This is a genomic window from Pseudomonas sp. NPDC089406 (genome assembly GCF_044900265.1).
In the GTDB taxonomy this organism is placed as follows: Bacteria; Pseudomonadota; Gammaproteobacteria; order Pseudomonadales; family Pseudomonadaceae; genus Aquipseudomonas; species Aquipseudomonas fakonensis.
Genome location: NZ_JBJDNC010000047.1, coordinates 20,603 through 43,631, shown reverse-complemented (window position 1 = coordinate 43,631; position 23,029 = coordinate 20,603). Strand labels below are relative to the sequence as shown.

Annotated in this window: 24 protein-coding genes; 15 read left to right on the top strand and 9 right to left on the bottom strand. The window is 66.8% G+C overall.

Features of this window, described 5'->3' with window-relative positions:
* Positions 1 to 94: 94 nt before the first annotated feature.
* On the bottom strand, positions 95 to 1,021 hold the full coding sequence (gene argC, locus ACI2KK_RS24875; protein WP_404671040.1) for an N-acetyl-gamma-glutamyl-phosphate reductase: 927 nt from the start codon (positions 1,019 to 1,021) through the stop codon (positions 95 to 97).
* 227 nt (positions 1,022 to 1,248) lie between these two features.
* On the opposite strand from argC, the gene ACI2KK_RS24870 reads away from it, so the two are divergent.
* From ACI2KK_RS24870 to ACI2KK_RS24860, 3 genes are all read left to right on the top strand, one after another.
* Positions 1,249 to 2,127, top strand: coding sequence for a LysR family transcriptional regulator (locus tag ACI2KK_RS24870; protein ID WP_404671039.1), 879 nt, complete (start codon positions 1,249 to 1,251; stop codon positions 2,125 to 2,127).
* A gap of 126 nt (positions 2,128 to 2,253) precedes the next feature.
* Positions 2,254 to 2,523 (top strand): hypothetical protein, encoded by a 270-nt coding sequence (locus tag ACI2KK_RS24865; RefSeq protein ID WP_404671038.1) that lies wholly within the window; start codon positions 2,254 to 2,256, stop codon positions 2,521 to 2,523.
* A 244-nt stretch (positions 2,524 to 2,767) separates the two neighbouring features.
* Entirely contained in the window at positions 2,768 to 3,703 is a 936-nt protein-coding gene (locus ACI2KK_RS24860) for a 5'-nucleotidase (RefSeq protein ID WP_404671037.1), read from the top strand.
* Between the two features lie 150 nt (positions 3,704 to 3,853).
* Here the strand turns inward: ACI2KK_RS24860 and ACI2KK_RS24855 are convergent, their stop codons facing one another.
* The 3 genes from ACI2KK_RS24855 to ACI2KK_RS24845 all read right to left on the bottom strand — a co-directional run bounded on the left by ACI2KK_RS24855 (position 3,854) and on the right by ACI2KK_RS24845 (position 6,260).
* Positions 3,854 to 4,504: a TIGR04211 family SH3 domain-containing protein gene (locus tag ACI2KK_RS24855; protein ID WP_404671036.1), complete on the bottom strand. Its 651-nt coding sequence runs from the start codon at positions 4,502 to 4,504 to the stop codon at positions 3,854 to 3,856.
* A 212-nt stretch (positions 4,505 to 4,716) separates the two neighbouring features.
* Entirely contained in the window at positions 4,717 to 5,736 is a 1,020-nt protein-coding gene (locus tag ACI2KK_RS24850; RefSeq protein WP_404671035.1) for a branched-chain amino acid aminotransferase, read from the bottom strand.
* 170 nt (positions 5,737 to 5,906) lie between these two features.
* The gene (locus ACI2KK_RS24845) at positions 5,907 to 6,260 is read right to left on the bottom strand and encodes a hypothetical protein (RefSeq protein ID WP_404671041.1); all 354 of its coding nucleotides are present in this window, start codon (positions 6,258 to 6,260) and stop codon (positions 5,907 to 5,909) included.
* Positions 6,261 to 6,580: 320 nt separating this feature from the next.
* Here ACI2KK_RS24845 and ACI2KK_RS24840 point away from each other — a divergent pair, with 320 nt between their 5' ends.
* The 9 genes from ACI2KK_RS24840 to ACI2KK_RS24800 all read left to right on the top strand — a co-directional run bounded on the left by ACI2KK_RS24840 (position 6,581) and on the right by ACI2KK_RS24800 (position 12,627).
* Positions 6,581 to 7,414 carry an urease accessory protein UreD gene (locus ACI2KK_RS24840; RefSeq protein ID WP_404671034.1) on the top strand — a complete coding sequence of 278 codons (834 nt, stop codon included), beginning with the start codon at positions 6,581 to 6,583 and terminating at the stop codon, positions 7,412 to 7,414.
* A gap of 10 nt (positions 7,415 to 7,424) precedes the next feature.
* Positions 7,425 to 7,727: an urease subunit gamma gene (locus ACI2KK_RS24835; RefSeq protein WP_217839062.1), complete on the top strand. Its 303-nt coding sequence runs from the start codon at positions 7,425 to 7,427 to the stop codon at positions 7,725 to 7,727.
* Positions 7,728 to 7,737: 10 nt separating this feature from the next.
* Complete coding sequence (locus ACI2KK_RS24830; RefSeq protein ID WP_404671033.1) at positions 7,738 to 8,055, top strand: urease subunit beta; 318 nt, start codon at positions 7,738 to 7,740, stop codon at positions 8,053 to 8,055.
* Positions 8,052 to 9,755: an urease subunit alpha gene (ureC, locus tag ACI2KK_RS24825; protein ID WP_404671032.1), complete on the top strand. Its 1,704-nt coding sequence runs from the start codon at positions 8,052 to 8,054 to the stop codon at positions 9,753 to 9,755. The genes ACI2KK_RS24830 and ureC overlap by 4 nt, the downstream gene beginning before the upstream one ends.
* A 144-nt stretch (positions 9,756 to 9,899) precedes the next feature.
* Entirely contained in the window at positions 9,900 to 10,397 is a 498-nt protein-coding gene (ureE, locus tag ACI2KK_RS24820) for an urease accessory protein UreE (RefSeq protein WP_404671031.1), read from the top strand.
* Positions 10,398 to 10,415: 18 nt separating this feature from the next.
* Entirely contained in the window at positions 10,416 to 10,961 is a 546-nt protein-coding gene (locus tag ACI2KK_RS24815) for a HupE/UreJ family protein (RefSeq protein ID WP_404671030.1), read from the top strand.
* Entirely contained in the window at positions 10,961 to 11,635 is a 675-nt protein-coding gene (locus ACI2KK_RS24810) for an urease accessory protein UreF (protein WP_404671029.1), read from the top strand. Before ACI2KK_RS24815 ends, ACI2KK_RS24810 begins: the two co-directional genes overlap by 1 nt.
* Before the next feature lie 11 nt (positions 11,636 to 11,646).
* Positions 11,647 to 12,273, top strand: a complete 627-nt coding sequence (gene ureG, locus ACI2KK_RS24805) for an urease accessory protein UreG (protein ID WP_217884761.1) — start codon at positions 11,647 to 11,649, stop codon at positions 12,271 to 12,273.
* Between the two features lie 123 nt (positions 12,274 to 12,396).
* The gene (locus tag ACI2KK_RS24800) at positions 12,397 to 12,627 is read left to right on the top strand and encodes a hypothetical protein (protein WP_404671028.1); all 231 of its coding nucleotides are present in this window, start codon (positions 12,397 to 12,399) and stop codon (positions 12,625 to 12,627) included.
* A 17-nt stretch (positions 12,628 to 12,644) separates the two neighbouring features.
* Here ACI2KK_RS24800 and ACI2KK_RS24795 read toward each other — a convergent pair whose 3' ends face one another.
* Positions 12,645 to 14,210, bottom strand: a complete 1,566-nt coding sequence (locus tag ACI2KK_RS24795) for a diguanylate cyclase (RefSeq protein ID WP_404671027.1) — start codon at positions 14,208 to 14,210, stop codon at positions 12,645 to 12,647.
* Between the two features lie 137 nt (positions 14,211 to 14,347).
* Between ACI2KK_RS24795 and ACI2KK_RS24790 the strand changes: the two genes are divergently transcribed.
* The 3 genes from ACI2KK_RS24790 to ACI2KK_RS24780 all read left to right on the top strand — a co-directional run bounded on the left by ACI2KK_RS24790 (position 14,348) and on the right by ACI2KK_RS24780 (position 18,414).
* Positions 14,348 to 14,863 carry a sigma-70 family RNA polymerase sigma factor gene (locus ACI2KK_RS24790; RefSeq protein ID WP_404671026.1) on the top strand — a complete coding sequence of 172 codons (516 nt, stop codon included), beginning with the start codon at positions 14,348 to 14,350 and terminating at the stop codon, positions 14,861 to 14,863.
* Positions 14,860 to 15,795 (top strand): FecR domain-containing protein, encoded by a 936-nt coding sequence (locus ACI2KK_RS24785; RefSeq protein ID WP_404671025.1) that lies wholly within the window; start codon positions 14,860 to 14,862, stop codon positions 15,793 to 15,795. The genes ACI2KK_RS24790 and ACI2KK_RS24785 overlap by 4 nt, the downstream gene beginning before the upstream one ends.
* A 234-nt stretch (positions 15,796 to 16,029) precedes the next feature.
* Positions 16,030 to 18,414: a TonB-dependent siderophore receptor gene (locus ACI2KK_RS24780; RefSeq protein ID WP_404671024.1), complete on the top strand. Its 2,385-nt coding sequence runs from the start codon at positions 16,030 to 16,032 to the stop codon at positions 18,412 to 18,414.
* Between the two features lie 518 nt (positions 18,415 to 18,932).
* Here ACI2KK_RS24780 and ACI2KK_RS24775 read toward each other — a convergent pair.
* The 4 genes from ACI2KK_RS24775 to ACI2KK_RS24760 all read right to left on the bottom strand — a co-directional run bounded on the left by ACI2KK_RS24775 (position 18,933) and on the right by ACI2KK_RS24760 (position 22,922).
* Complete coding sequence (locus tag ACI2KK_RS24775; RefSeq protein WP_404671023.1) at positions 18,933 to 19,931, bottom strand: transketolase family protein; 999 nt, start codon at positions 19,929 to 19,931, stop codon at positions 18,933 to 18,935.
* A complete protein-coding gene (locus ACI2KK_RS24770; protein ID WP_404671022.1) occupies positions 19,928 to 20,776 on the bottom strand; it encodes a transketolase in 849 nt (282 codons plus the stop codon). Before ACI2KK_RS24770 ends, ACI2KK_RS24775 begins: the two co-directional genes overlap by 4 nt.
* Before the next feature lie 22 nt (positions 20,777 to 20,798).
* Positions 20,799 to 22,097, bottom strand: coding sequence for an MFS transporter (locus ACI2KK_RS24765; protein WP_404671021.1), 1,299 nt, complete (start codon positions 22,095 to 22,097; stop codon positions 20,799 to 20,801).
* Positions 22,098 to 22,172: 75 nt separating this feature from the next.
* Entirely contained in the window at positions 22,173 to 22,922 is a 750-nt protein-coding gene (locus ACI2KK_RS24760; protein WP_404671020.1) for an SDR family NAD(P)-dependent oxidoreductase, read from the bottom strand.
* Positions 22,923 to 23,029 lie beyond the last annotated feature (107 nt).

Here is a 23,029-nt window from a genome sequence, read left to right as displayed (position 1 = left end):
GCATATATCTCCCAAAGCAATCACCATAAAGCCCCGAACCCGAACCCGAACCCGAACCCGAACCCGAACCCGAACCCGAACCCGAACCCGAACCCTAAACCCCCGCCAACAGCAAATCCAGATTCTGCACAGCAGCCCCCGAAGCCCCCTTGCCAAGGTTGTCAAACACCGCCGTCAACAGCACCTGCCCATGCTCAAAATTGGCAAACACCGCCAAACGCAAATCATTGCTGTCGTTCAGCACCTGAGGGTCCAGCGCCGCCGCTGGCCCGTGCTGGTGCAACGGCATCACCTGCACATACCGCGCGCCCTGGTAATGCTGCTCAAGGCACGCCTGCAACTGCTCGGCATTTACCCCCGGCAACAGCCGCAACTGCAGCGGGATGCTCAGCACGATGCCCTGGCGATAATGCCCGTAGCCCGGCACGAACACCGGCCGCGCACTCAGCCCGGCATGCTGCTGGATCTCCGGCACATGCTTGTGCGCCAGCTCCAGCCCATACAGCTGCAACGCAGGCAGGTAGCTGTCGCCAGGCTGCTCATGGCGTTCCACCGCCGCGCGCCCGCCGCCGGAGTAGCCAGAAATGGCATGGATGCTCAGCGGATAGTCCGCCGGCAGCAGGCCTGCCTTTACCAGCGGGCACAACAGGGCGATGGCCCCGGTGGGGTAGCAGCCCGGGTTGCTGATGCGGGTGCTGCGGGCGATCCGCTCGGCCTGCTGCTGGTCAAGCTCCGGCAAACCATACACCCAGCCCGGGGTGGTGCGATGCGCCGAACTTGCATCGATCACCCGCACTGCCGGGTTGCGCAGGGTCGCCACTGCTTCGCGGGCGGCAGCGTCAGGCAAGCACAGCAGGGCGATGTCAGCGCTGTTGATGGCCTCGGCGCGCCGCGCCGGGTCCTTGCGTTCTGCCTCGGGCAGGGTGAGCAGGCGCAGGTCCTGGCGACCGTGCAGGCGAGCGTGAATCTGCAGGCCGGTGGTGCCTTGGTCGCCGTCGATGAAGACAAGTGGCTGGTGCATGGGGAGCGTCCGTGGTGAAGGGGAGTGGGGCTATCCTCGCTTGCCGCTGGACGAAAGAAAATTTGAATATCATGATCACGATATTCATGAATTCTGAATAACACCCTGTAGGAGCCGGCTTGCCGGCGATAGGGCCTTCAGCCCCGGCACAAGATGCAAACTTTTGTCTGCAGGCCCGGCCTCATCGCCGGCAAGCCGGCTCCTACAGGGGTTGAGGTTACGTCCATATGCGAGAAATCAGCCTCGACCGCCTGCGTACGCTGGTGGTGATTGCCGAGCACCGCTCGTTCGCCGGCGCCGCCCGCCAGCTCAACCTGGCGCCTCCCACCATCAGCCTGCATGTGGCCGAGCTCGAAGCGCGCATTGGCGCGCCGCTGCTCAACCGCACCCGCGGCCAGGTGCGGCCCACGGCCATCGGCGAAACCCTGCTGGCCCGCGCCCGGCGCCTGCTGGCAGATGCCGACCAGGCGCTGGACGAAGTGCGCCGGCAGGTCGAAGGCCTGACCGGGCGGGTGCGCCTGGGGGCGTCCACCGGTGCCATCGCCCACTTGCTGCCCCAGGCCCTGCAAGCCTTGCGCGTGGAGCACCCAGGCATCGATGTGCAGGTGCAGGTGCTCACTTCGCAAGCCTCGCTGTCGCAACTGCGTGACGGCAGCCTGGATATTGGCCTGGTGGCGCTGCCCCAGATGGCGGGCAAGGGCCTGAAGGTGACCCCCTGGCGGCGTGACCCGATCATGGCCTACCTGCCCGCCGACTGGCAGCCACCGGCGCGGGTCACCCCGGCCTGGCTGGCCGGGCGGGCGTTGATCTTGAATGACAGCAGCACGCAGCTGTCGCGGGTCACCAGCGAATGGTTCGCCGCCGCAGGGTTGTCCCCCGACGCGCGTATCGAGTTGAACTACAACGATGCGATCAAGAGCCTGGTGGCGGCGGGGTACGGGGCGACCTTGCTACCCCAGGAGGGCGAGGTGCAGCAGCACGACCCGCGCATCGTGCGGCGGCCACTGCGGCCAGGGCTGTGGCGCCAGTTGGGCATCGCTTGCCGGGATGGCGCGGTGGAGCGCGCCACCGGGCACGTGCTGGCGGCGTTGGCCAGGTTACGCTAGCTCCCAGGAGGCGCCGCTGGGCTGAAGGCCGCGCGGCCCTTGGCTTGCGCAACTATCCTTGTGGCTGCGCCGCCAGCGTGTGCGGCGCCAGTCCGGCAGTCCGGCCATTTCCCAGGAGAACGCTCCATGAAATCCATGATGCTGCTTGTGATCGCTTCAGTACTTAGCTTTGCCGCCCAGGCCGAGGATGGCCCGGCCACTAACTGCGACGCCAAGATCAAGGACCTGGAATACATCAGCAAGACCGACGGGCAGGCGCTGCACGGCGGCATGGCCCACGACTACCATGAGCTGCTCAAGCAGGCCAAGGCGGCCCAGGCCAAGGGCGACATGACCACCTGCCAGGCCTCTGCCGACCGCGCCAAGACCATCTACAACAAAGCGCGGGGCAAGTAACCGCTATTTGCAATGGCCTTGTGGGAGCGGGCTTGCCCCGCGATCGGATGGCACCGGTTACGCCGGTATCGCGGGGCAAGCCCGCTCCCACGTGTCTTTCACCACATGCACTTGAAGGCTTCGCGTCGCCTCACGCGCGACGCTGTTGTAAGCTCCCCCCGTACCTCGACAGCCGGCTCACCAGCCCGGGTCTGCTCAACGCCATCGACAAACAACCCCGCCAACACCGCACAAGGATTGCAGCATGCCTTTCGAACTGGATGACCGCCTGGTAATCGGCGTGGCTTCAAGCGCGGTGTTCGACCTGAGCGAGTCGGACGCGGTATTTCGCCGCGACGGTGAGGCGCAATACCGCAAGTACCAGGAGCAACACCTGGATGTGCCGCTGGGCAAAGGCATTGCCTACCCGTTCATCAAGCGCCTGCTGGCGCTCAACGACCTGCGCGACGACCCCGAGGACCCGCTGGTGGAGGTGGTGCTGCTGTCGCAGAACGATCCGGACACCGGGCTGCGGGTGATGAAAACCATCAACCACTACGGGCTGAACATGACCCGGGCGATCTTCACCCAGGGCCGCTCGCCTTACGAGTACATCCCGGCACTGAACATCGCGCTGTTCCTGTCGGCCGACAAGCAGCACGTGGACGCCGCCATCCAGGCCGGCTACCCGGCCGGGCAGGTGCTCGACTCGCAGTTCGACGATGACGAGAGCGACGACAACCTGCGCATCGCCTTCGACTTCGACGGCGTGCTGGCGGGGGACGAGTCGGAGGCGGTCATGCAAGCGGGTGGCCTGGGCCGGTTCCATGCCCACGAGGTGAAGAACGTGGCCCAGCCGCACAACCCCGGGCCGTTGAAGGAATTCTTCGTGCGCATTGCGCGCATCCAGGCAGCGGAGGAGCAGTACAAGCTGGCCAACCCTGACTACGCCAACCGCCTGCGGGTGTCGATCGTCACCGCGCGCAACGCGCCGTCCCACGAGCGTGCGCTGAACACCCTGAAAAGCTGGGGGGTGATGGCCAACGATGCGTTCTTCCTCGGCGGCATCGAAAAGCGCCGGGTGCTGCAGGTGCTCAAGCCGCACATCTTCTTCGACGACCAGTCGGGGCATTTGAAGAGCACCAGTACCGTGGTGCCCTCGGTGCATGTGCCGTTCGGGGTGACCAACCGGGTGGGGTGAAGCCTGACGGGCTGCACCCACCCCTGTAGGAGCCGGCTTGCCGGCGATGGCGTCTGGCCTGCAATGGCTGTGCTGTGGCTGATGGCGCTATCGCCGGCAAGCCGGCTCCTACAGGGGGGCCGCGCATCAGGCGCGCAGGCAGCAAAGCCGTCAGAACCAACGATCGTTACGCTTGCGCCCACGGCTCAGCGCCGGCAGGATCAGCCCCGCCAGCAACCCGGCCCCGGCGATGCTGCCGCCGTATACCATGTAGCGCATCATCACCTGCTTGTTCTCGTCACCCAGGCGCGCCTGCACATCGCGCAGGCTCGACTGCGACTGCTCCAGCTGTTCGTTGAGCCCCTTGTTGCGGGTTTCCAGCTCGTCGATCAGTGCCTTGCGCGAGTCCAGCGTCTCCTGCATGCCCTGCACGCGGTTCTTCCAGCTGTCGTCGATGGTCTTCAGTTGCCCCGACAGCTCCGCCACCTGCTGGTCCAGCTGTGGCAGGCGTTCGTTCTGGCCGGGAACCGCCTGCAGGTCGCTGGTGAGGATCCACACCAGGTCGCCGCTCTGCCCGCGCACCTGGCTGTAGTTGCCCTGGCTGGTCAACAGGCTGACCTTCTGCCCCGACTTGAGCGTACCGACGATGCGGTGGCCGTCGGTCGGGCCGCTGCGTACATAAGTGCTCAAACTGTCGCTGACCCAACGCGCGTCACTGGCGGCTTCTTCGGCATGGGCCGGGGCGGCGAGGGCGATCAGGGCGGCGATCAGGCCGCCGCGCAGGGCGGTGCAGGCGAGGGGGGCTGGTTGCTTGTTGGGCATGGTGGTCTTCGCTGAAACAGGGCAAATGAAGGCCCGATGGATGGGCCGATGTACTGGTCGGGTGAATTGACCGTCAGCCAAAGACCGCATTTTTGTAGGCAGGTTCACTGCCTGGTGTAGGAAATGCCTTCAGAGTGTTGCCGGATGTACACGCCAACGAAAACGGGGCAGGCCATTGCTGGCCTGCCCCGTCGGGTGTTGCAAGGTGTGCCTCAGGCGACCTTGACGATCCAACCAGCCGGTGCCTCGATGTCACCGCTCTGAATGCCGGTCAGCTCGTTGTAGAGCTTCTGGGTAACCGGGCCGACCTTTTCCAGGTCGTGGAACACGTGCAGCTTGCCGTTGTACTCGATGCCGCCGATCGGGGTGATTACCGCCGCGGTACCGCAAGCGCCGGCTTCGATGAAGCGGTCCAGCTTGCTGATTTCGACGTCGCCTTCGATCACGTTCAGGCCCAGGCGCGATTGCGCCAGTTCCATCAGCGACAGGCGGGTGATGCCAGGCAGCACCGAGGCCGATTTCGGGGTGACGAACTCGTTGTTGGCGGTGATGCCGAAGAAGTTGGCCGAACCGACTTCTTCGATTTTGCTGTGGGTCAGCGGGTCCAGGTAGATGGCGTCGGCGAAGTTGGCTTTCTTCGCTTCGGCGCCCGGCTGCAGGCTGGCTGCATAGTTGCCGCCGACCTTGGCCGCGCCAGTGCCCTGCGGGGCGGCACGGTCGAAGCTGGAAATCTGGAAGTTGTGCGGTTTCATGCCGCCCTTGAAGTACGAACCTACCGGGATGGCGAACACCGAGAAGATGAACTCGGGGGCGGTGCGCACGCCGATGTTGTCACCGGTGCCGATGACGAACGGGCGCAGGTACAGGGCGCCTTTGCCGTGCGGCGGGACGAACTTTTCGTTGGCCTTGACCACCTGCTTGCAGGCCTCGATGAACACGTCGGTCGGCACGTGCGGCATCAGCAGGCGGGCGCAGCTGCGCTGCATGCGCGCGGCGTTCTGGTCGGGGCGGAACAGGTTGATCGAGCCGTCCTTGCAGCGGTAGGCCTTGAGGCCTTCGAAGCACTGCTGGCCATAGTGCAGGGCGGTGGAGCCTTCACTGATGTGCAGCACGTTGTCTTCGGTCAGGGTGCCCTTGTCCCACTCGCCGTTGCGCCATACGGACAGGTAGCGCTTGTCGGTCTTGATGTAGTCGAAGCCCAGCTTGTCCCAGTTAATGCTTTCGTTGCTCATGACACCCTCATTGCTCAACGCCCGAACACGGCGGGCTGCTTTTATATGCGCACCCCGCCACCTTAATACATCCCGGGCGGATCGGAAACGTCCAGTCACGAAATGGCGGGGTGGATTGCCTGGGCGGGCCTCATCGCCGGCAAGCCGGCGCCTACAGGCGATTGGCAGCGTCAACGCAGCCGCCGGTTCCAGTCCCCACCCTGGTCGCGCCAGCAGGCTTCTTCACTGTCGAAACGCACATGCCAGGCCACATGGTCGAGGTGGATGCCGGCATCCATCAGCGCCTGTTCGGTCAGATCGAGCATGCGTGCCTTGGCCTCGCCGGCCAGCGCCTCGGCCTTGGCCGTGTCGTCGCTGAACACCCAGGTGATGCGCAGGCTGGCGGGAAAGTCGTCGAGGTCAACCCGGTGGGTGAGCCAGGCAAAGCCGACGATCTCGGCCTGGGCGGTGGTGCAGGCGTCGGTCAGGCAGGCGACCATCTCCCGCTCCTGGCGCGCCAGTGCGCGCTTGTTGCCGGCCATCAGGCAATGGCCCCGTGCAGGCAGGGGGTAGCGCTGGAATGGTGCATGAAAACTCCCGGCGGGCTTTATCGAAGGGCGGCAGTTTAGCGCTGTTGGCACCGCTCTGGGGCGACTGTTTGCCCCGCATTTGCGCAGCTCCCCACACAGTCAAACAGCCGTTTGCATCCATGTAGGAAAATTCATTCAGATTAATCCTACGACTTGGCCTGCAACCTGCAACATCCGGTTCGACAATTTTGATCGAACGGTCAGCCAGCAGCTCTGGCGCGGTGCCTCGGGCGCCGCGCCACGGCGCCCAAGACCAAGGTTTACAGGGGTAGGGCATGGGGTTGCCGGAACACATCGGCGCACAGCAGCAGCAGGCAGGCTGGAGCGCGCACCTGCAGTTGCGCTTCGTCCTGTGCGACGGCGTGACCCGCCTTGGTGCGCGCCGCCACCATGGACCTCTTTTGGTGCAAAGGCCCTTCTACCCGGAAGGCGCGCCGTGCCACGTGTATGTGCTGCACCCGCCCGGCGGCATCGTCGCCGGTGACCGCCTGGAGCTGGATATCCACCTGGAGCCGGGCAGCCACGCCCTGCTGACCATGCCCGGTGCCAGCAAGTTCTACCGCAGCATCGGCCCCACTGCGCAGCTGGCCCAGCGTTTTCACCTGGCCGCCGGCAGTACGCTGGAGTGGCTGCCCCAGGACAGCATCTTCTTCAATGGCGCCCGCGCAAGCCTGGCCAGCCGATTCAGCCTGCAGCCCGGTGCCCGCCTGCTGGCCTGGGAAACCCTGTGCCTGGGCCGCCCGGTGATGAGCGAGCGTTTCGAACAGGGCGCGCTGGATAGCCTGCTGCACATCGAAATGCCCGGCGACCCCGGCCTGCACGAGCGCTTGCGCCTCGAAGGCGGGCAACTGGCCAAGGTGGGCGACCACCCGCTGTTGGCCACCTTTTGCGCCGCACCGGCCACGCAGGCCGTGCTGGACCAGGTGCGCGAGGTGCTCGACGCGCTGCCCACGCCAGCCGGCGCCACCCTGCTGGGTGAACTGCTGGTGATTCGCCTGCTCGACCACGACAACCAACACCTGCAACACAACCTGCAGCGCCTCTGGCACCTGCTGCGCCCGGCCGTGCTCGGCCTGGCGCCGTGCCCGCCGCGCATCTGGGCCACTTGAGAGAGCCATCATGGAGCTGACCCCGCGAGAGAAAGACAAACTGCTGCTGTTCACTGCCGCGTTGCTGGCAGAACGGCGCCTGGCCCGTGGCCTGAAGCTCAACTACCCGGAAGCGGTGGCGCTGATCAGCGCCGCAGTGCTCGAAGGCGCCCGCGATGGTCGCAGCGTCGCCGAGCTGATGAGCCTGGGCCGCGAAGTGCTGGTACGCGAGCAGGTGATGGACGGCGTACCCGAGATGCTCCACGACGTCCAGGTCGAAGCCACATTCCCCGACGGCACGAAGCTTGTGACCGTGCATGACCCCATCGTCTGAGGTGCAACCCATGATCCCCGGAGAAATCCAGGTCGCCGCCGGCGACATCGAACTCAACGTCGGCCGCGCCACGCTCAGCGTCAGCGTGGCCAACCATGGCGACCGGCCGGTGCAGGTCGGCTCGCACTATCACTTCTTCGAAGTCAACGATGCGTTGGTGTTCGAGCGCGCGCCTACCCTGGGCTTTCGCCTGGACATCCCGGCCGGCACCGCGGTGCGTTTCGAGCCGGGCCAGTCGCGCACCGTGCAACTGGTGGCCTACGCCGGCAAGCGTGAGGTGTACGGCTTCCAGGGCAAGGTAATGGGCGCGCTGGAGGGCCTGGCATGAGCCGTATTTCCCGCAGGGCCTATGCCGACATGTTCGGCCCCACCGTGGGCGACCGCGTGCGCCTGGCCGATACCGCGTTGTGGGTGGAGGTCGAGAAGGACTTCACCGTCTACGGCGAAGAGGTCAAGTTCGGCGGCGGCAAGGTGATCCGCGACGGCATGGGCCAGGGCCAGATGCTCGCAAGCGAAGCCATGGACCTGGTGCTGACCAACGCCCTGATCATCGACCACTGGGGCATCGTCAAGGCCGATATCGGCGTCAAGCACGGGCGCATTGCCGCCATCGGCAAGGCCGGCAACCCTGACGTGCAGCCAGGCGTGACGGTGCCGGTGGGGCCGGGCACCGAGGTGATCGCCGCCGAAGGCAAGATCGTCACCGCAGGCGGTATCGACTCGCACATCCACTTCATTTGCCCGCAGCAGGTCGAAGAAGCGCTGACCAGCGGCGTCACCACCTTCATCGGCGGCGGCACGGGGCCGGCCACCGGCACCAACGCCACCACCTGCACCCCGGGCCCCTGGTACTTGGCGCGCATGCTCCAGGCTGCCGACAGCCTGCCGATCAACATCGGCCTGCTGGGCAAGGGCAACGCCTCGCGCCCCGAAGCGCTGCGCGAGCAGATCGCCGCCGGTGCCGTGGGTTTGAAGCTGCACGAGGACTGGGGCTCGACCCCGGCGGCCATCGACTGCTGCCTGGGTGTGGCCGAAGAGATGGACATCCAGGTGGCGATCCATACCGACACCCTCAACGAGTCGGGCTGCATCGAGGACACCCTGGCTGCCATCGGTGACCGCACCATCCACACCTTCCACACCGAAGGTGCCGGCGGCGGCCATGCCCCGGACATCATCCGCGCGGCAGGGCAAGCCAACGTGCTGCCGTCCTCGACCAACCCGACCCTGCCGTACACGGTCAACACCGTCGATGAGCACCTGGACATGCTCATGGTCTGCCACCACCTGGACCCAAGCATCGCCGAGGACGTGGCCTTCGCCGAGTCGCGCATCCGCCGCGAAACCATTGCCGCCGAGGACATCCTCCACGACATGGGCGCCTTCGCCATGACCTCGTCCGACTCCCAGGCCATGGGCCGGGTAGGCGAGGTGGTGCTGCGCACCTGGCAGGTGGCGCACCAGATGAAACTGCGCCGCGGCCCGCTGGCGCCGGACACCGCCTACAGCGACAACTTCCGGGTCAAGCGCTACATCGCCAAGTACACCATCAACCCGGCGCTGACCCACGGCATCGCCCACGAAGTGGGTTCGGTGGAGGTGGGCAAGCTGGCCGACCTGGTGCTGTGGGCGCCGGCGTTCTTTGCGGTCAAACCGGCACTGGTGATCAAGGGCGGCATGATCGCCACCGCGCCGATGGGTGACATCAACGGCTCGATCCCCACGCCGCAGCCGGTGCACTACCGGCCGATGTTCGGCGCCCTGGGTGCGGCGCGCCATGCCACGCGCATGACCTTCCTGCCCCAGGCCGCACTGGACCGTGGCCTGCCCGAGCAACTGAAACTGCAGAGCCTGATCGGCCTGGCCCATGGCTGCCGGCATGTGCGCAAGGCGCACATGCTGCACAACACCCTGCAACCGGTGATCGAGGTGGATGCGCAAACCTACCAGGTGCGTGCCGACGGCGAGTTGCTGGTGTGCGAGCCCGCCACCGAACTGCCGCTGGCCCAGCGTTATTTCCTGTTTTGAGCGCAGTCGCTGATCCCTGTGGGAGCGGGTTTACCCGCGAAGCAGGTAGCGCGGTGTATGGCACCGGCTATGCCGGTGTTCGCGGGTAAACCCGCTCCCACAGGGGCCCGCTAGTGCCATCCGATTTGTTTGAAAGGAGTGAACATGATCGTACTGACCCGCAGGCTCACTGAAGCCGCCGCGGTAACCGGCAGCGTCACCTTGAGTGTCGACAGCCGCATCAAGAGCCGCCTGCGCGTAACCCTGGACGACGGCCGCGAGGCCGGCCTGATGCTCGAACGCGGCCACCTGCTGCGCGGCGGCGAGCTATTGGCCGACGCCGAGGGCCTCCAGGTAATTCGCGTGCTGGCCGCCCCGGAGGCGGTGTCCACGGTGCGCTGCGCCGACCCGCACCTGCTGGCCCGCGCTGCCTACCACCTGGGCAACCGCCACGTGCCGCTGCAGATCGAGCCGGGCCTGTTGCGCTACCAGCATGACCACGTGCTGGACGACATGCTGCGCGGCCTGGGCCTGAACGTGGACGCCGAACAGGCCCCCTTCGAGCCCGAGGCCGGCGCCTACCAGAGCGCCGCGCACGGCCATAGCCACAGCCATGAGCATGGCCACGACCACCCGTTCGTACGCCTGCCAGCCCATTCCTGAACTGCCTTGGAGACAACCATGAAAAAGACCCTCGCCCTGATGCTGCTGATGGTGGCCGTGCCGGCCTTCGCCCACCCGGGCCACGATGCCAACCCGCTGCAGGATGGCCTGTTGCACCCGCTGACCGGCCTTGACCACCTGCTGATGCTGCTGGGCACCGGCGTGCTCGCCGCCCTGACCGGGCGCACCCTGGCGCTGCCCCTGGCAACCCTGGCGGCGATGTTCGGCGGCGCGGTGTGCGGCCACCTGTTCGGTGATGTGCTGGGTATGGAGCAGATGATCACCGGCTCCCTGCTGGTGGCCGCCGCCGCCATGCTGCTGCCCAGCCGCCAGGTGTTGCTGGCGCTGATCATGCCGGTGTTCGCGCTGTTCCACGGTTGGGCCCATGGTGTTGAAGCCACCCCCAGCGCGTTCTGGCTGTTCAGTGCAGGTTTTGTCACCGTCAGCGGGCTGCTGCTGGCCGCAGGCTTCGGCATCGGCTGCGTGCTGCGCCGCCATGCCGGCCTGCAGAAAGCCTTCGGCGGTGGCCTGCTGGCCGGTGCAGCCATGGTGCTGGCCGGTTGATGAACAGCGACCTGGCGCTGCTGCGCCTGCTGCAGCTGGCCAGCCCCGGCCTGCCGGTGGGCGGCTTTACCTACTCGCAAGGCCTTGAGTGGGCGGTGGAGGCAGGCTGGGTGCGCGACAGCGCAAGCTTTGCCGCCTGGCAGCGCGAGCAGTTGCACGACACCCTCGGTTGCGTCGACTGGCCGGTGCTGGCGCGGCTGTACCAAGCCTGCCAGGCCGCTGATGCCGATGCCTTCGCCCGCTGGAGCCGCTTCTTGCTGGCCAACCGCGAAACCGCCGAGCTGCGCCTTGAAGAGCAGCAGCGCGGCAGCGCCCTGGCGCGGCTGCTCGATGGCTGGCAACTGGGCCAGGCTGCGCAGTGGCGGCCAAGCCTTGAGCTCAGCCAGTTGGGCGGCATGGCCTGGCTCGGTGCGCACTGGGCCATCCCGCTGCGCCAGCTCGCCCTGGGCCTGGGCTTTGCCTGGCTGGAAGGCGCGGTGATGGCCGGGGTGAAGCTGGTGCCGTTCGGCCAGCAGGCAGCGCAAACATTGCTGCGTGACCTGGGCGGCGAACTGCCCGCCGTGCTCGACCACGCTCTGACGCTTGAAGACCATCAGCTCGGTGGCGGGCTGCCGCTGCTGGCCATCGCTTCATCGCGCCACGAAACCCAATACACCCGTTTGTTCCGTTCCTGAGGACTGCCTAGATGGAAAACTACCAGCAACCCCTGCGCGTCGGTGTCGGCGGCCCGGTCGGGTCCGGCAAGACCGCGCTGCTCGAATGCCTGTGCAAGGCCATGCGCGACCACTACCAGATCGCCGTGGTGACCAACGACATCTACACCAAGGAAGACCAGCGCATCCTCACCGAGGCCGGCGCACTGGAGCCCGAGCGCATTGTCGGCGTCGAGACCGGCGGCTGCCCGCACACGGCCATTCGCGAGGATGCCTCGATGAACCTGGCGGCGGTCGAAGCCCTGGCGCGCAAGTTCGGCAACCTCGAGGTGATCTTCGTCGAGAGCGGTGGCGACAACCTCAGCGCCACCTTCAGCCCGGAGCTGGCAGACCTCACCGTGTACGTGATCGATGTCGCCGAAGGCGAGAAGATCCCGCGCAAGGGCGGGCCGGGTATCACCAAGTCGGACTTCCTGGTGATCAACAAGACCGACCTTGCACCTTACGTTGGCGCTTCGCTTGAGGTGATGGAGCGTGATACCAACCGCATGCGGCCGCAGCGGCCCTGGACCTTCAGCAACCTGAAGAAGGGCGAGGGGTTGCAGGCGGTGATCGATTTTATCGTCGAGCGCGGGATGCTCGGCGTGCGGGGTGCCTGAGAAGCCTTCAGCGCTGGCATGCCACGCTGAAGCTTGCTCGGGCAGTACCTCCAGATGCCTTGGTAGCAGGCTGCTTTGTAAGGTTGGCGAGCAATTCGACCAGCCTCTACCAAGGAGTTTTCCATGAAAACACTGTTGATGACCACGCTGCTGGCTGCCAGCCTTCACGCCTATGCCGAGCAGCCAACCCAGCAAACGCAGCCCGAACAGGATCAGGCGCTGCAGGATGCTGAACAGGAACAAACCCCGCACGTACGCAAGAAACGATCGGTTGGCACCTCTGCGGGCTTGCCTTGCTCGTCAGGCAGCAAGCTGGTGGGCAACACCTGCGTACCGCTGGTCGATTTCGAGTAACCGCGGCAGGCTGGCCATCAGCCCTGCTGCACCTCCACCCGGTTACGCCCGTTCTGCTTGGCCTTGTACAGCAGTTCATCCGCCAGTTTCAGCAGCGCCTCGGCCTGTTCGGTGTCGGCCTGCCGGCAAGCCACGCCGATCGACAGGGTGAGCTTGCCGACATGGGGCGTGTCGGCCGCTTCCACCGCTTCGCGGATGCGCTCGGCAATCTGCCGGGCGTCATCCAGGCCGGTATCGGCCAGCAGCAGGGTGAACTCTTCGCCGCCCACCCGGCAGGGCAGGTCCTGCTGGCGTGCGCTGCGCCGCAGCAGCTCGGCCAGGTGCTGCAGCACCTCATCGCCGGCATCGTGGCCGTAGGTGTCGTTGACCCGCTTGAAGTGGTCGATGTCCAGCGCCAGCACGGCGAACGGCCGGCCGCTTTCCATCAGTTCGTCCAGCGCTGCCTGCAGCACCCTGCGGTTGGCAAGGCCGGTCAGGGCGTCGCTTTCGGCCTGTTGGCGCAACTTGCCAAAGCGCTCCTGCAACAACCGTTCGCCCGCCAGCAGGGCGCTGCGAATGGCGGCGGCCTCGGCGTACCAGGCGTCGACCCGGTGCAGCGGTTCGGCAGGCTCACCGGCAGCAATGCGCAGGGCGCTGTCGGCCAGTTGATCCAGTGGCAGGGTCAGCCGGTAGGTCATCCACCACATCAGTAACAGGCCGAGCGCGCTGGCCGGCAGGATGTACAGCAGCACCTTGCGCATCAATTCGCCCAACGGCGCCAGGGCATGTTCGCGGGGTTGCTGGGCGACCACCGCCCAGTGCGCATCGGTTACCGGGGCGAAGCCTGCGAGCATGGGGATGCCGATGTAGTTGGGCGCCGCCAGGGTGCCGTTTTCGCCGCGCAGGGCGGCATCGATGGTCGGGCTGCCGCTGATCGTCACACCGATGCGCGTGGCGTCGGGGTGGTAGAGCAGGCGGCGGTTGGCGTCGGCGACGAAGGCGAAGGTGCCGTCCTGGGTGTAGTGCGCGGCGATGGCCGTGTGCAGGCCGCTGTCCTTCTTGAGGAACACCGAGCCGGCGACGATACCCAGGAACCGCCCGTCCCCGGCGAACACCGGTTCGGCAACCAGCACCACCAGGTTGTTGCCGCGCGAGGTGTAGGCCGGGCTGATGGTGGGCCGCTGTGCGGCCACGGCCTGCTGGAGTTGTGGCGAGTGGCGGCTGTGGCTGGCGATTTGGGCGATATCGGGGTAGGCCTCGCGCACCTGGCCGTCGGCACCGACGATGACGATGGAGTTGAAGTCCTCGTCCTGGGCTTGCAGCAGCTTGGCCTGGGCCTGCAGCAGGCTGGCGTCGTCGAAGTGCTCGCCCAGCTGCGCGGCGCCATAGCGCAGGCGGCTCTGCGCCGAGCGCAGGAACTCATCGATGCTCGAGGCCACCTTGTTGGCATAGGCCAGGTTGGTCTGCAGCGAAAAATGCACCAGGGCATCGTGCTGCACCCGGTAAGCGACGTACAGCACGTTGCCCAGGGTGGCCAGGCAGGCCAGTACGACTATGGCGAGCACCAGGGGGCGCAGGTGAAACAGCGGCAGGCGTCTGGGCATGGCGGTCCTTCGGCATGGGGGGCGCGGCACAAGTATGGCTGCTTCGGCGTAAAGTGCCGCCCGGGTGGCACTTGGCATGCCAGTGACAAAAAATTAGAATCACTCGCATTTGCAACCTTCAGCCGTGTAGCGCCTCAATGACCGAACCCAGCCCAGCACCTGAAATGGCCGTAGACGCGCTCTATCGCCAGCACCGCAGCTGGCTGCACAGCTGGTTGCAGCGGCGCCTGGGCGACAGCTGGGCCGCCGCCGACCTGACCCAGGACACCTTCGTGCGGGTGCTCGCCGCGCAGCAGGCCCAGGCGTTACCCAGCCTGCGCGAGCCCCGGGCGTATTTGCTGACCGTGGGCCGGCGCTTGCTGGTCAACCATTTTCAGCGCCGCGACCTGGAGCGCGCTTATCTCGAAGCCCTGGCCAACCTGCCCGAGGCGCTGGTGCCGTCGCCCGAGCAGCGCTGGCTGCTGCTGGAAACCCTGCACGCCCTCGATGAACTGCTCGACGGCCTGCCGCGCCCGGTGCGCCAGGCCTTCCTCTGGTCGCAGCTCGAAGGGCTGGGTTATGCCGCCATCGCCGAGCGCCTGCGGGTCAGCGAGCGCACGGTCAAGCGCTACATGGCGCAGGCCTATGAGCATTGCCTGTTGGTGGAGCTGTGAGCGAGCAGGCCCGCTTGCTCGCCCGGGAGGCAGCACAGTGGCTGGCGCTGCAGGATGCCGGCGAGCTGAGCGCCGAGCAGGCGGCTGAGCTTGACCGCTGGCGCCAGCGCAGTGCCGCCCACGAAGCGCTGTGGCAAAAAGCCGAAGGCCTGCGCCGGCGCTTTGCCCAGGTGCCGGCGCCCTTGGCGGTGGCCTGCCTCGACCGACCGGACCCGGGCCGGCGGCGCCTGCTGGGCCAGGCGCTGGCCATGGGTGGCCTGGTGCCGCTGGCCTGGTTGGGTTACCGGCACCTGCCGGTTGCCAGTTGGCGCGCCGACTTGCGCACGGCGACCGGTGAACGCCGTGGGCTGACCCTGCCGGATGGCACCCGCCTGCAACTGAATACGGCCAGCGCGGTGAACCTGGACTTCGCCCAGGGGCGTCACCGCTTGCAACTGGTGCAGGGCGAGATTGCCGTGGACGGCAGCGGGCCTGTGGAGGTCGAGGTTGAGCAAGGGCTGTTGCAGGCATGGGGCGCAGCGTTCTGCGTACGCCTGGACGGCGGGCGCTGCGAGGTCGCGGTCAGCCGTGGCCAGCTCGATGTGCAACCGCTGGCCGGCGCCACAGTGCGCCTGGGGGCAGGGCAGCGGCTTTCGTTCAGCGGCACCGGGGCTCACGCCAGTGAAACCTTCGATGCGCAGTTGCCGGGCTGGCAGCAGGGGTTGCTGCTGGCTGACAACCAGCCACTGGGCCAGTTGCTGCGCGAGCTGCGTCGCTACCGCCCGGGCCTGCTGCGCTGGGACCCGGCACTGGAGCGCTTGCGGGTGACCGGCACCTTCCAGCTCGACGATACCGACCGCATCTTCGCGCTGCTGGCGGCCAGCCTGCCGCTGGAGGTGCACTATCGCACTCGCTACTGGGTGTCGCTGGCGCCGCGCCAGCTGGCTGGCTGAACGCCGAACGGACGCGCCCCCTGTAGGAGCCGGCTTGCCGGCGATCACCTGCGCAGCAGGTGCCATGCAAACCTGCCCCGGCCCCATCGCCGGCAAGCCGGCTCCTACAGGGGTGCGCCCCCCGGCAGGGTTCGAATGGCAGGCGGCAGATGCAAAAAACATCGCAAACAGCTGTCCCCTTTTTTTCGCTCGCCTGTCATTCACGGCATCACCCCTCCAACAAGAGCCTTGCGGATGCCCCTGACCCCACTGTTGCGCCCCCTGTCCACGCCACTGCTGCTGCTCGCCCTCGGCCTGCCAACCCTGGCCTGCGCCGACGCCACTGCCCGGCGCAGCTACGAGGTACCCGCCGGCAGCCTGGCCGGCGCCTTGACCCGTTTTGCCGGCCAAGCCGGAGTAAGCCTGTCGGTGGACCCGGCACTGGTGAGCGGGCGCAGCAGCGCCGGGCTGCAGGGCGAATACGGCGTGGAGGAAGGCTTCCAGGCGTTGTTGCGTGGTTCGGGCCTGCAATTGCTGCCGGCCGGGCAGGGCGGCTACACCCTGGTGCCACAGGCGCAGCCGATGGAGGGCGCCCATGAATTGCCCAGCACCACCATCAACGGCGAAGGCTTCGGCCCGGCCAACGACGCCTATGCCGGCGGCCAGGTGGCGCGGCGCGGCAACCAGGGCCTGCTGGGCGAGCGCGATTTCATGGAAACCCCGTTCAACATGACCTCGCTCACCAGCGAGGCCCTGCAGAACCAGCAGGCCCGCACCTTGGCCGACGCTGTGGCCAACGACCCCTCGGTGCGCACCACCAACCCCTCCGCCGGGCGCTTCGAGCAGTTCTCGGTGCGCGGTTTCAGCCTGTACAACAGCGATGTCGCCTATGGCGGCCTGTACGGTGTGTTGCCCACCTATTCCATCGACATGGAAATGGTCGAGCGGGTGGATATCCTCAAGGGCCCAGGCGCCTTGCTCAATGGCCTGGCGCCCAACGGCAGCATCGGCGGTGGGGTGAACATCGAGCCCAAGCGCGCCGGCGACACGCCGCTGACCGAGTTCACCGCGCTGTACGCCTCGGCCGGGCAGGCCGGTGGCCACGTGGATATCGGCCGGCGCTTCGGCGAGGACCAACGCTTTGGCCTGCGCCTGAACGCCGTGCGCCAGTCGGGCGACACCGAATGGGACCACCAGAGCCTGGACCGCGAAGCCACGGTGCTGGGCTTCGATGTGCGCGGCGAGCGGGCGCGCATGTCGTTGGATGTGGGCCACCAGGAGCGGGATGTGGATGCACCGATGGAACGGGTGGGCCTGGCCGCGAACGTGAAGGTGCCGAAGGCCAAGGACGTGCACCACAACTTCGCCCAGCCCTGGAGCTACTCGCGGGCCAAGGATACCTTCGGCGCGCTGCGCGGCGAGTACGACGTCAGCGACAGCCTGATGGTTTATGGCGCCTTCGGCGCGCGCAAGGGCGACTACGACTTCCTGCGCCACAACGTGCTGGTGAACAACAACAGCGGGCGTTTTACCGTGAGCCCCCGGGCGTTCCAGCGTGAAGAAGACGTGCGTACCACCACTATCGGCGCGCGCAGCTGGTTCAATACCGGCCCGGTCGGCCACACCCTGAACCTGAGCCTGAACCGCTTCGAGCTGACCTTCGACAACAGCGGCGCCCGCTACGCCAACGGCGTGAGCAACCTGTTCGACCCGGTGGCGCTGCCCACCCCCGGCACCCCGACCGCACCGGACGACCCGACCCACACCGAGACCGTGCTCTCCAGCCTGGCCCTGGCCGACACCCTGAGCTTTGCCGACGATAGCGTGCTTCTGACCCTCGGTGCCCGCCTGCAGCGGGTGGAGGTGGACAGCTCTACTTCCGGCATTCCAGACCAGGCCTACGACGAGCGCGCCACTTCGCCGGCCATGGGCCTGGTGTGGCGCACCACCGAGCAGTTGTCGCTGTACATGAACTACATGGAGGGCCTGACCCAGGGCCAGACCGCACCGGAAACCGCCGAGAACAGCGGCGAGGTGTTCGCGCCGTTTCGCAGCAAGCAGCTGGAGGTGGGCGCCAAGTACGACATGGGCCGTTTCAGCACCACCCTCAGCCTGTTCCGCATCGAGCGGCCGATGTACTACACCGATGCCGCAGGCTACCTGCGTGACGATGGCGAGCAGCGTAACCAGGGCCTGGAGCTGAACCTGTTCGGCGAGCCGCTGGACGGGGTGCGGGTGCTGGGCGGGGCGATGTTTCTCGACGCCACCCAGGTGCGTACGGTGGGCGGCGTGAATGACGGCAAGCGGCCCGTCGGCGCGCCGATCGTCAACGCCAACCTGGGGCTGGAGTGGGACATTCCGGCGGTGCAGGGGCTTACCTTGAGCGCGCGGATGATCCACACCAGCAGCCAGTACCTGGATACCGCCAACACTCAGAAGCTCGATGCCTGGCAGCGCTACGACCTGGGCGCGCGCTACGCCATGAAGCTGGGTGGCAAGGACGTTACCCTGCGTGCCAGCGTGGAGAACGTGCTGGACAAGGCCTACTGGGCCTCGGCCAACGTGCCGGAAGGCACCGCCACCGGGATGACGATGTCCACACCGCGTACCTGGCTGGTGTCGGCGACTGTGGGGTTCTGACCCGGGAGTGGATGGCACCTGCTGCGCAGGTGATCGCCGGCAAGCCGGCTCCTACAGGGATCGCACAACCCTGGGGCCTGCGATGTACCTGTAGGAGATCACGCAGCCCTTTTGGGCTGCGCTGTCGCGCAGAGAACTACAGCCGCAAGCGCGCCCCGGCACCTGTGGGAGCGGCTTTAGCCGCGAAGCAGGCACCGCGCTAGATGGCACCGGCTTCGCCGGTGTTCGCGGCTGAAGCCGCTCCCACAGAGTCTTCGTTAAATCAACGAGTTGTGATTTGTCCCATAGGAGATCACCCAGCCCTTCGGGCTGCGCTGTCGCGCAGAGAACTGGGCACGAGCCCGCCGCGGTACCTGTGGGAGCGGGCTTGCCGGAGTGCCGGACCACCGCGAAGAAGGCGACGCGGTGTCTGGCACCGGCTTCGCCGGTGTTCGCGGGCAAGCCCGCTCCCACAGGCCCCTGCTAAATCAATGAGTTGCAGTTTGTTCTATGAGAGCCGGCTTGCCGGCGATGGGGCCCTACAACCAGCCTTTGACCTGGCGTGCCACCGCTTCGGTGGAGATGCCATAGCGGTCATGCAAGGTCGGCAACGCCCCGGCATCGAGGAACGCATCGGGCAGCGCGATCTGGCGGAAGGTCGGGGTCACGCCGTTGCGCAGCAGCACCCCGGCTACCGCCTCGCCCAACCCGCCGACGATCGAATGGTTCTCGGCGGTGACCACCAGCCGCCCGGGCTTGCGCGCCTCGGCCAGAATCGTCGCTTCGTCCAGCGGCTTGATGGTCGGCACGTGCAGCACCGACACGTCCACGCCGTCCTGTTGCAGCAGCTCTGCGGCCTCCAGCGCGCGCATGGTCATCAGCCCGCTGGCGATCAGCAGCACATCGCGCCCGCCGCGCAGCACCTGGGCCTTGCCCAGCTGGAAACGGTAGTCGTAGCGGTCCAGCACCAGCGGCACGTTGCCGCGCAACAGGCGCATGTACACCGGGCCCTGGTGGGCGGCGATGGCCGGCACCGCCTGCTCGATTTCCAGCGCATCGCACGGGTCGACGATCATCAGGTTGGGCATGGCGCGCATGATCGCCAGGTCGTCGGTGGCCTGGTGGCTGGGGCCGTAGCCGGTGGTCAGGCCCGGCAGGCCACAGACGATCTTGACGTTGAGGTTCTCCTCGGCGACGGCCATGCAGATGAAGTCGTAGGCCCGCCGCGAGGCGAACACCGCATAGGTGGTGGCGAACGGCGTCAGGCCCTCGCGGGCCATGCCGGCGGCGGCGCTCATCAGCAACTGCTCGGCCATGCCCATCTGGTAGAAGCGCTCAGGGTGGGCCTTGGCGAAGATGTGCAGGTCGGTGTACTTGGACAAGTCAGCGCTCAGGCCGACGATGTCCTGGCGCTGCCCGGCCAGCGCTGCCAGGGCGTGGCCGAACGGTGCGGGGCGGGTAGGTTGGCCTTCGGCGGCGATGGAGGCGATCATCGCCGAGGTGGTCAGGCGTTTCTTTTCGGTGGCTTGGCTGTTCATGCGTGGCTCCCGGCGTCCAGTGCTTGCAGGGCGAGTTCCCACTCGTGCTCGTCGACGCGGATGAAGTGGGTTTTGTCGCGGTTCTCGAGAAACGGCACGCCCTTGCCCATGCGCGTGTCGCAAATGATCACCCGCGGTTGCGCGCCGGTATGTGCGCGGGCCTGGTCGAAGGCCTGGACCAGGGCAGCAAGGTCGTTGCCGTCTACCCGTTGCACATGCCAGCCAAAGGCCTGCCAGCGGTCGACGATGGGCTCGAAGGCCAGCACCTCGCTGGAGTGGCCGTCGGCCTGCTGGTTGTTCACATCGACGATTGCGATCAGGTTGTCCAGGCGCCAGTGGCTGGCCGACATCACCGCCTCCCAGGTGGAGCCTTCGTTCAGTTCACCGTCCGACAGCAGGTTGTACACCCAGCTGTCCGAGCCTTTGCGCTTGAGCCCCAGGCACGCGCCGACGGCGATGCCCAGGCCATGGCCCAGCGAGCCACCGGTGATTTCCATGCCGGGGGTGTAGGTGGCCATGCCCGACATGGGCAGGCGGCTGTCGTCGCTGCCGTAGGTTTCCAGCTCATCCTCGGGGATGACCCCGGCTTCGATCAGCGCGGCGTACAGGGCGATGGCGTAGTGGCCGATGGACAAGTAGAAGCGGTCACGCTGCTCCCACTCGGGATTGTTTGGGTCCATGCGCAGGGCGTGGAAGTAGGCCACGGCAAGCAGGTCGGCAGCGCCCAGGGCCTGGCCGATATAGCCCTGGCCCTGGACCTGGCCCATGCGCAGGGCATGGCGACGAATGTTGTGGGCGCGCGCAGCCAGGGGCCGCGCACCCGGGGTAGCGGGTACGGTGTTCATGGGTGACTCCTTGGGGGGGGAATTAACGGTTGACCAGGCTTGCCGGTACGCGGAACACCAGCAGTGCACCGAACACCAGCACGGCGGTGATCAGGTACATGCCGACGGCATTGCTGCCCAGGCTGCTGGTGACCCAGCCGATGAGAAACGGCGAGCAGAACCCGGCCAGGTTGGCGAAGCTGTTCACCGCCGCGATGCCGGCGGCGGCCGAAACACCGCCAAGCAGCGTGGTGGGCAGCATCCAGAACAGCGACGAGGCCGACAGAATGCCGGCAGCGGCCAGGCACAGGCTCAGGATCGACAGGCTCAGGTGGCTGGCGAACAGCGCCGCCAGGGTCAGGCCGAGGGCGCCGGCCAGCATCGGGATTGCCAGGTGCCAGCGGCGCTCGCGGTGGCGGTCGCCGCTGCGCCCGGCCAGCAGCATGGCGCCGATGGCGCAGCAGTAGGGCAGGCTGGTGAGCAGGCCGATGTGCAGCGGCTCTGCCACCCCGGCGTTGCGCACCAGGGTTGGCAGCCAGAAGGTGATGGCGTACTGGCCCATGACCACGCAAAAGTAGATGCCCGCCAGCAGCCACAGGCGTCGGTCGCGAATGAAATCACCCACCGAGCCATGCTGCACCTTGTGCTGTTCGTCCTCGGCCAGCTCCTTGCGTACCAGGGCCTTTTCATCGTCGCTGAGCCAGTGGGCCTGGTCGACGCCGTCCTTCAGATAGCTGAGCACCAGGAAGCCCACCAGCACCGTGGGCAGCGCTTCGAGCACGAACATCCACTGCCAGCCGGCCCAGCCGTGCACCCCGGCGAAACGCTCCATGATCCAACCCGACAACGGCCCGCCGAGCATGCCCGACAGCGGGATGGCGATGAACCACAGGGCGGTCATCTTCGCCCGCCGGTAGGACGGGAACCAGTAGGTCAGGTACAGCAGCAGGCCCGGTGCCAGGCCGGCTTCGGCGACACCGAGAAAGAAGCGCAGCACATAGAACTGCCAGGCGGTCTCGACAAAGGCGAACAGCGCTGAAATGAGCCCCCAGGTGATCATGATGCGGGCGATCCAGCGCCGCGCGCCAACCTTGTGCAGGATGATGTTGCTCGGCACCTCGCACAGGAAGTAGCCAATGAAGAACATCCCGGCGCCCAGGCCGTACACGGCTTCGGACAGCGCCAGGTCATCCATCATCTGCAGCTTGGCGAAGCCGACGTTGACCCGGTCGAGGTAGGCGCACAGGTAGCACAGCATGAGAAAGGGCATCAGCCGCCAGGCCGTCTTGCGGTAGGCATTGCTGCGCGCGGCCGAGGCCGCGTCGAGGGTCAGGGTGGTCATGTCGATCTGATCTCTTGTTGTTATCGATTGCCCCGCCGTGGCGAGGCTCAGATGCGAAACATCGTGGTTTGCCGCTTAGTGGATCAGCATGCCCCCGTTGACGTCCAGGGTGATGCCGGTGAGGTAGCTGGACAGGTCGCTGGCCAGAAACAGCGCGGCGTTGGCCACGTCGCGCGCCTCGCCCAGGCGGCCCAGGGGGATGCCGTCGATGATGGCGTGGCGGCGTTCATCGTGCATCAGGCCGCCGGTGATGTCGGTGTGGATCAAGCCCGGGGTAATGGCGTTGACCCGCACGTTGTCCGGGCCCAGTTCGCGGGCCATGGCCTTGCCCAGGCCGAGCACGGCGGCCTTGGCGGCGCTGTAGTGGGGGCCGCCGAAAATGCCGCCGCCACGCTGCGCCGACACCGACGACATGCAGATGATGCTGCCCGAGCGCTGGGCACGCATGCCCGGGATCACCGCCTGGGACATCAGCAGGGTGCCGCGCAGGTTGACGTCGAGGATGCGGTCGTAGTCCTTGCGGGTGATCTCCAGGGTTTTCACCGGCTGGGTGATGCCGGCGTTGTTCACCAGCACGTCGATGCGCCCGTAGTGCGCCAGCACCTGGGCCACTGCGTCGCGCACCTGGGCCTCGTCGGCAACATTGGCGGCCAGGCCCAGGTGGCCTGCGCCCAAGTCGCTTGCCGCGGCGCGGGCGGCGCTCAGGTCGAGGTCGAGGATGGCCACCTTGGCACCCTGGGCGGCAAAGGCCTGGGCGGTGGCGCGGCCGATACCGCGGGCAGAGGCGGCGCCGGTGACGATTGCGATCTTGCCTTCAAGTAGCATGAGGGGTGCTCCGAATGATTGTTGTTGTGAGCAGCGGCCCGGGTGGGGCCGATGGGCACAGCTTGGTCCGCGCACCGGGGGTGGGCAACGCCGTGCGCTTCAGCCTA

What these genes read in the sequence shown, in the direction of transcription:
- argC (WP_404671040.1), bottom strand. Translation starts at nt 1,021, where the DNA reads ATGCACCAGCCACTTGTCTTCATCGACGGCGACCAAGGCACCACCGGC.
- ACI2KK_RS24870 (WP_404671039.1), top strand. Translation starts at nt 1,249, where the DNA reads ATGCGAGAAATCAGCCTCGACCGCCTGCGTACGCTGGTGGTGATTGCC.
- ACI2KK_RS24865 (WP_404671038.1), top strand. Translation starts at nt 2,254, where the DNA reads ATGAAATCCATGATGCTGCTTGTGATCGCTTCAGTACTTAGCTTTGCC.
- ACI2KK_RS24860 (WP_404671037.1), top strand. Translation starts at nt 2,768, where the DNA reads ATGCCTTTCGAACTGGATGACCGCCTGGTAATCGGCGTGGCTTCAAGC.
- ACI2KK_RS24855 (WP_404671036.1), bottom strand. Translation starts at nt 4,504, where the DNA reads ATGCCCAACAAGCAACCAGCCCCCCTCGCCTGCACCGCCCTGCGCGGC.
- ACI2KK_RS24850 (WP_404671035.1), bottom strand. Translation starts at nt 5,736, where the DNA reads ATGAGCAACGAAAGCATTAACTGGGACAAGCTGGGCTTCGACTACATC.
- ACI2KK_RS24840 (WP_404671034.1), top strand. Translation starts at nt 6,581, where the DNA reads ATGGGGTTGCCGGAACACATCGGCGCACAGCAGCAGCAGGCAGGCTGG.
- ACI2KK_RS24835 (WP_217839062.1), top strand. Translation starts at nt 7,425, where the DNA reads ATGGAGCTGACCCCGCGAGAGAAAGACAAACTGCTGCTGTTCACTGCC.
- ACI2KK_RS24830 (WP_404671033.1), top strand. Translation starts at nt 7,738, where the DNA reads ATGATCCCCGGAGAAATCCAGGTCGCCGCCGGCGACATCGAACTCAAC.
- ureC (WP_404671032.1), top strand. Translation starts at nt 8,052, where the DNA reads ATGAGCCGTATTTCCCGCAGGGCCTATGCCGACATGTTCGGCCCCACC.
- ureE (WP_404671031.1), top strand. Translation starts at nt 9,900, where the DNA reads ATGATCGTACTGACCCGCAGGCTCACTGAAGCCGCCGCGGTAACCGGC.
- ACI2KK_RS24815 (WP_404671030.1), top strand. Translation starts at nt 10,416, where the DNA reads ATGAAAAAGACCCTCGCCCTGATGCTGCTGATGGTGGCCGTGCCGGCC.
- ACI2KK_RS24810 (WP_404671029.1), top strand. Translation starts at nt 10,961, where the DNA reads ATGAACAGCGACCTGGCGCTGCTGCGCCTGCTGCAGCTGGCCAGCCCC.
- ureG (WP_217884761.1), top strand. Translation starts at nt 11,647, where the DNA reads ATGGAAAACTACCAGCAACCCCTGCGCGTCGGTGTCGGCGGCCCGGTC.
- ACI2KK_RS24800 (WP_404671028.1), top strand. Translation starts at nt 12,397, where the DNA reads ATGAAAACACTGTTGATGACCACGCTGCTGGCTGCCAGCCTTCACGCC.
- ACI2KK_RS24795 (WP_404671027.1), bottom strand. Translation starts at nt 14,210, where the DNA reads ATGCCCAGACGCCTGCCGCTGTTTCACCTGCGCCCCCTGGTGCTCGCC.
- ACI2KK_RS24790 (WP_404671026.1), top strand. Translation starts at nt 14,348, where the DNA reads ATGACCGAACCCAGCCCAGCACCTGAAATGGCCGTAGACGCGCTCTAT.
- ACI2KK_RS24780 (WP_404671024.1), top strand. Translation starts at nt 16,030, where the DNA reads ATGCCCCTGACCCCACTGTTGCGCCCCCTGTCCACGCCACTGCTGCTG.
- ACI2KK_RS24775 (WP_404671023.1), bottom strand. Translation starts at nt 19,931, where the DNA reads ATGAACAGCCAAGCCACCGAAAAGAAACGCCTGACCACCTCGGCGATG.
- ACI2KK_RS24770 (WP_404671022.1), bottom strand. Translation starts at nt 20,776, where the DNA reads ATGAACACCGTACCCGCTACCCCGGGTGCGCGGCCCCTGGCTGCGCGC.
- ACI2KK_RS24765 (WP_404671021.1), bottom strand. Translation starts at nt 22,097, where the DNA reads ATGACCACCCTGACCCTCGACGCGGCCTCGGCCGCGCGCAGCAATGCC.
- ACI2KK_RS24760 (WP_404671020.1), bottom strand. Translation starts at nt 22,922, where the DNA reads ATGCTACTTGAAGGCAAGATCGCAATCGTCACCGGCGCCGCCTCTGCC.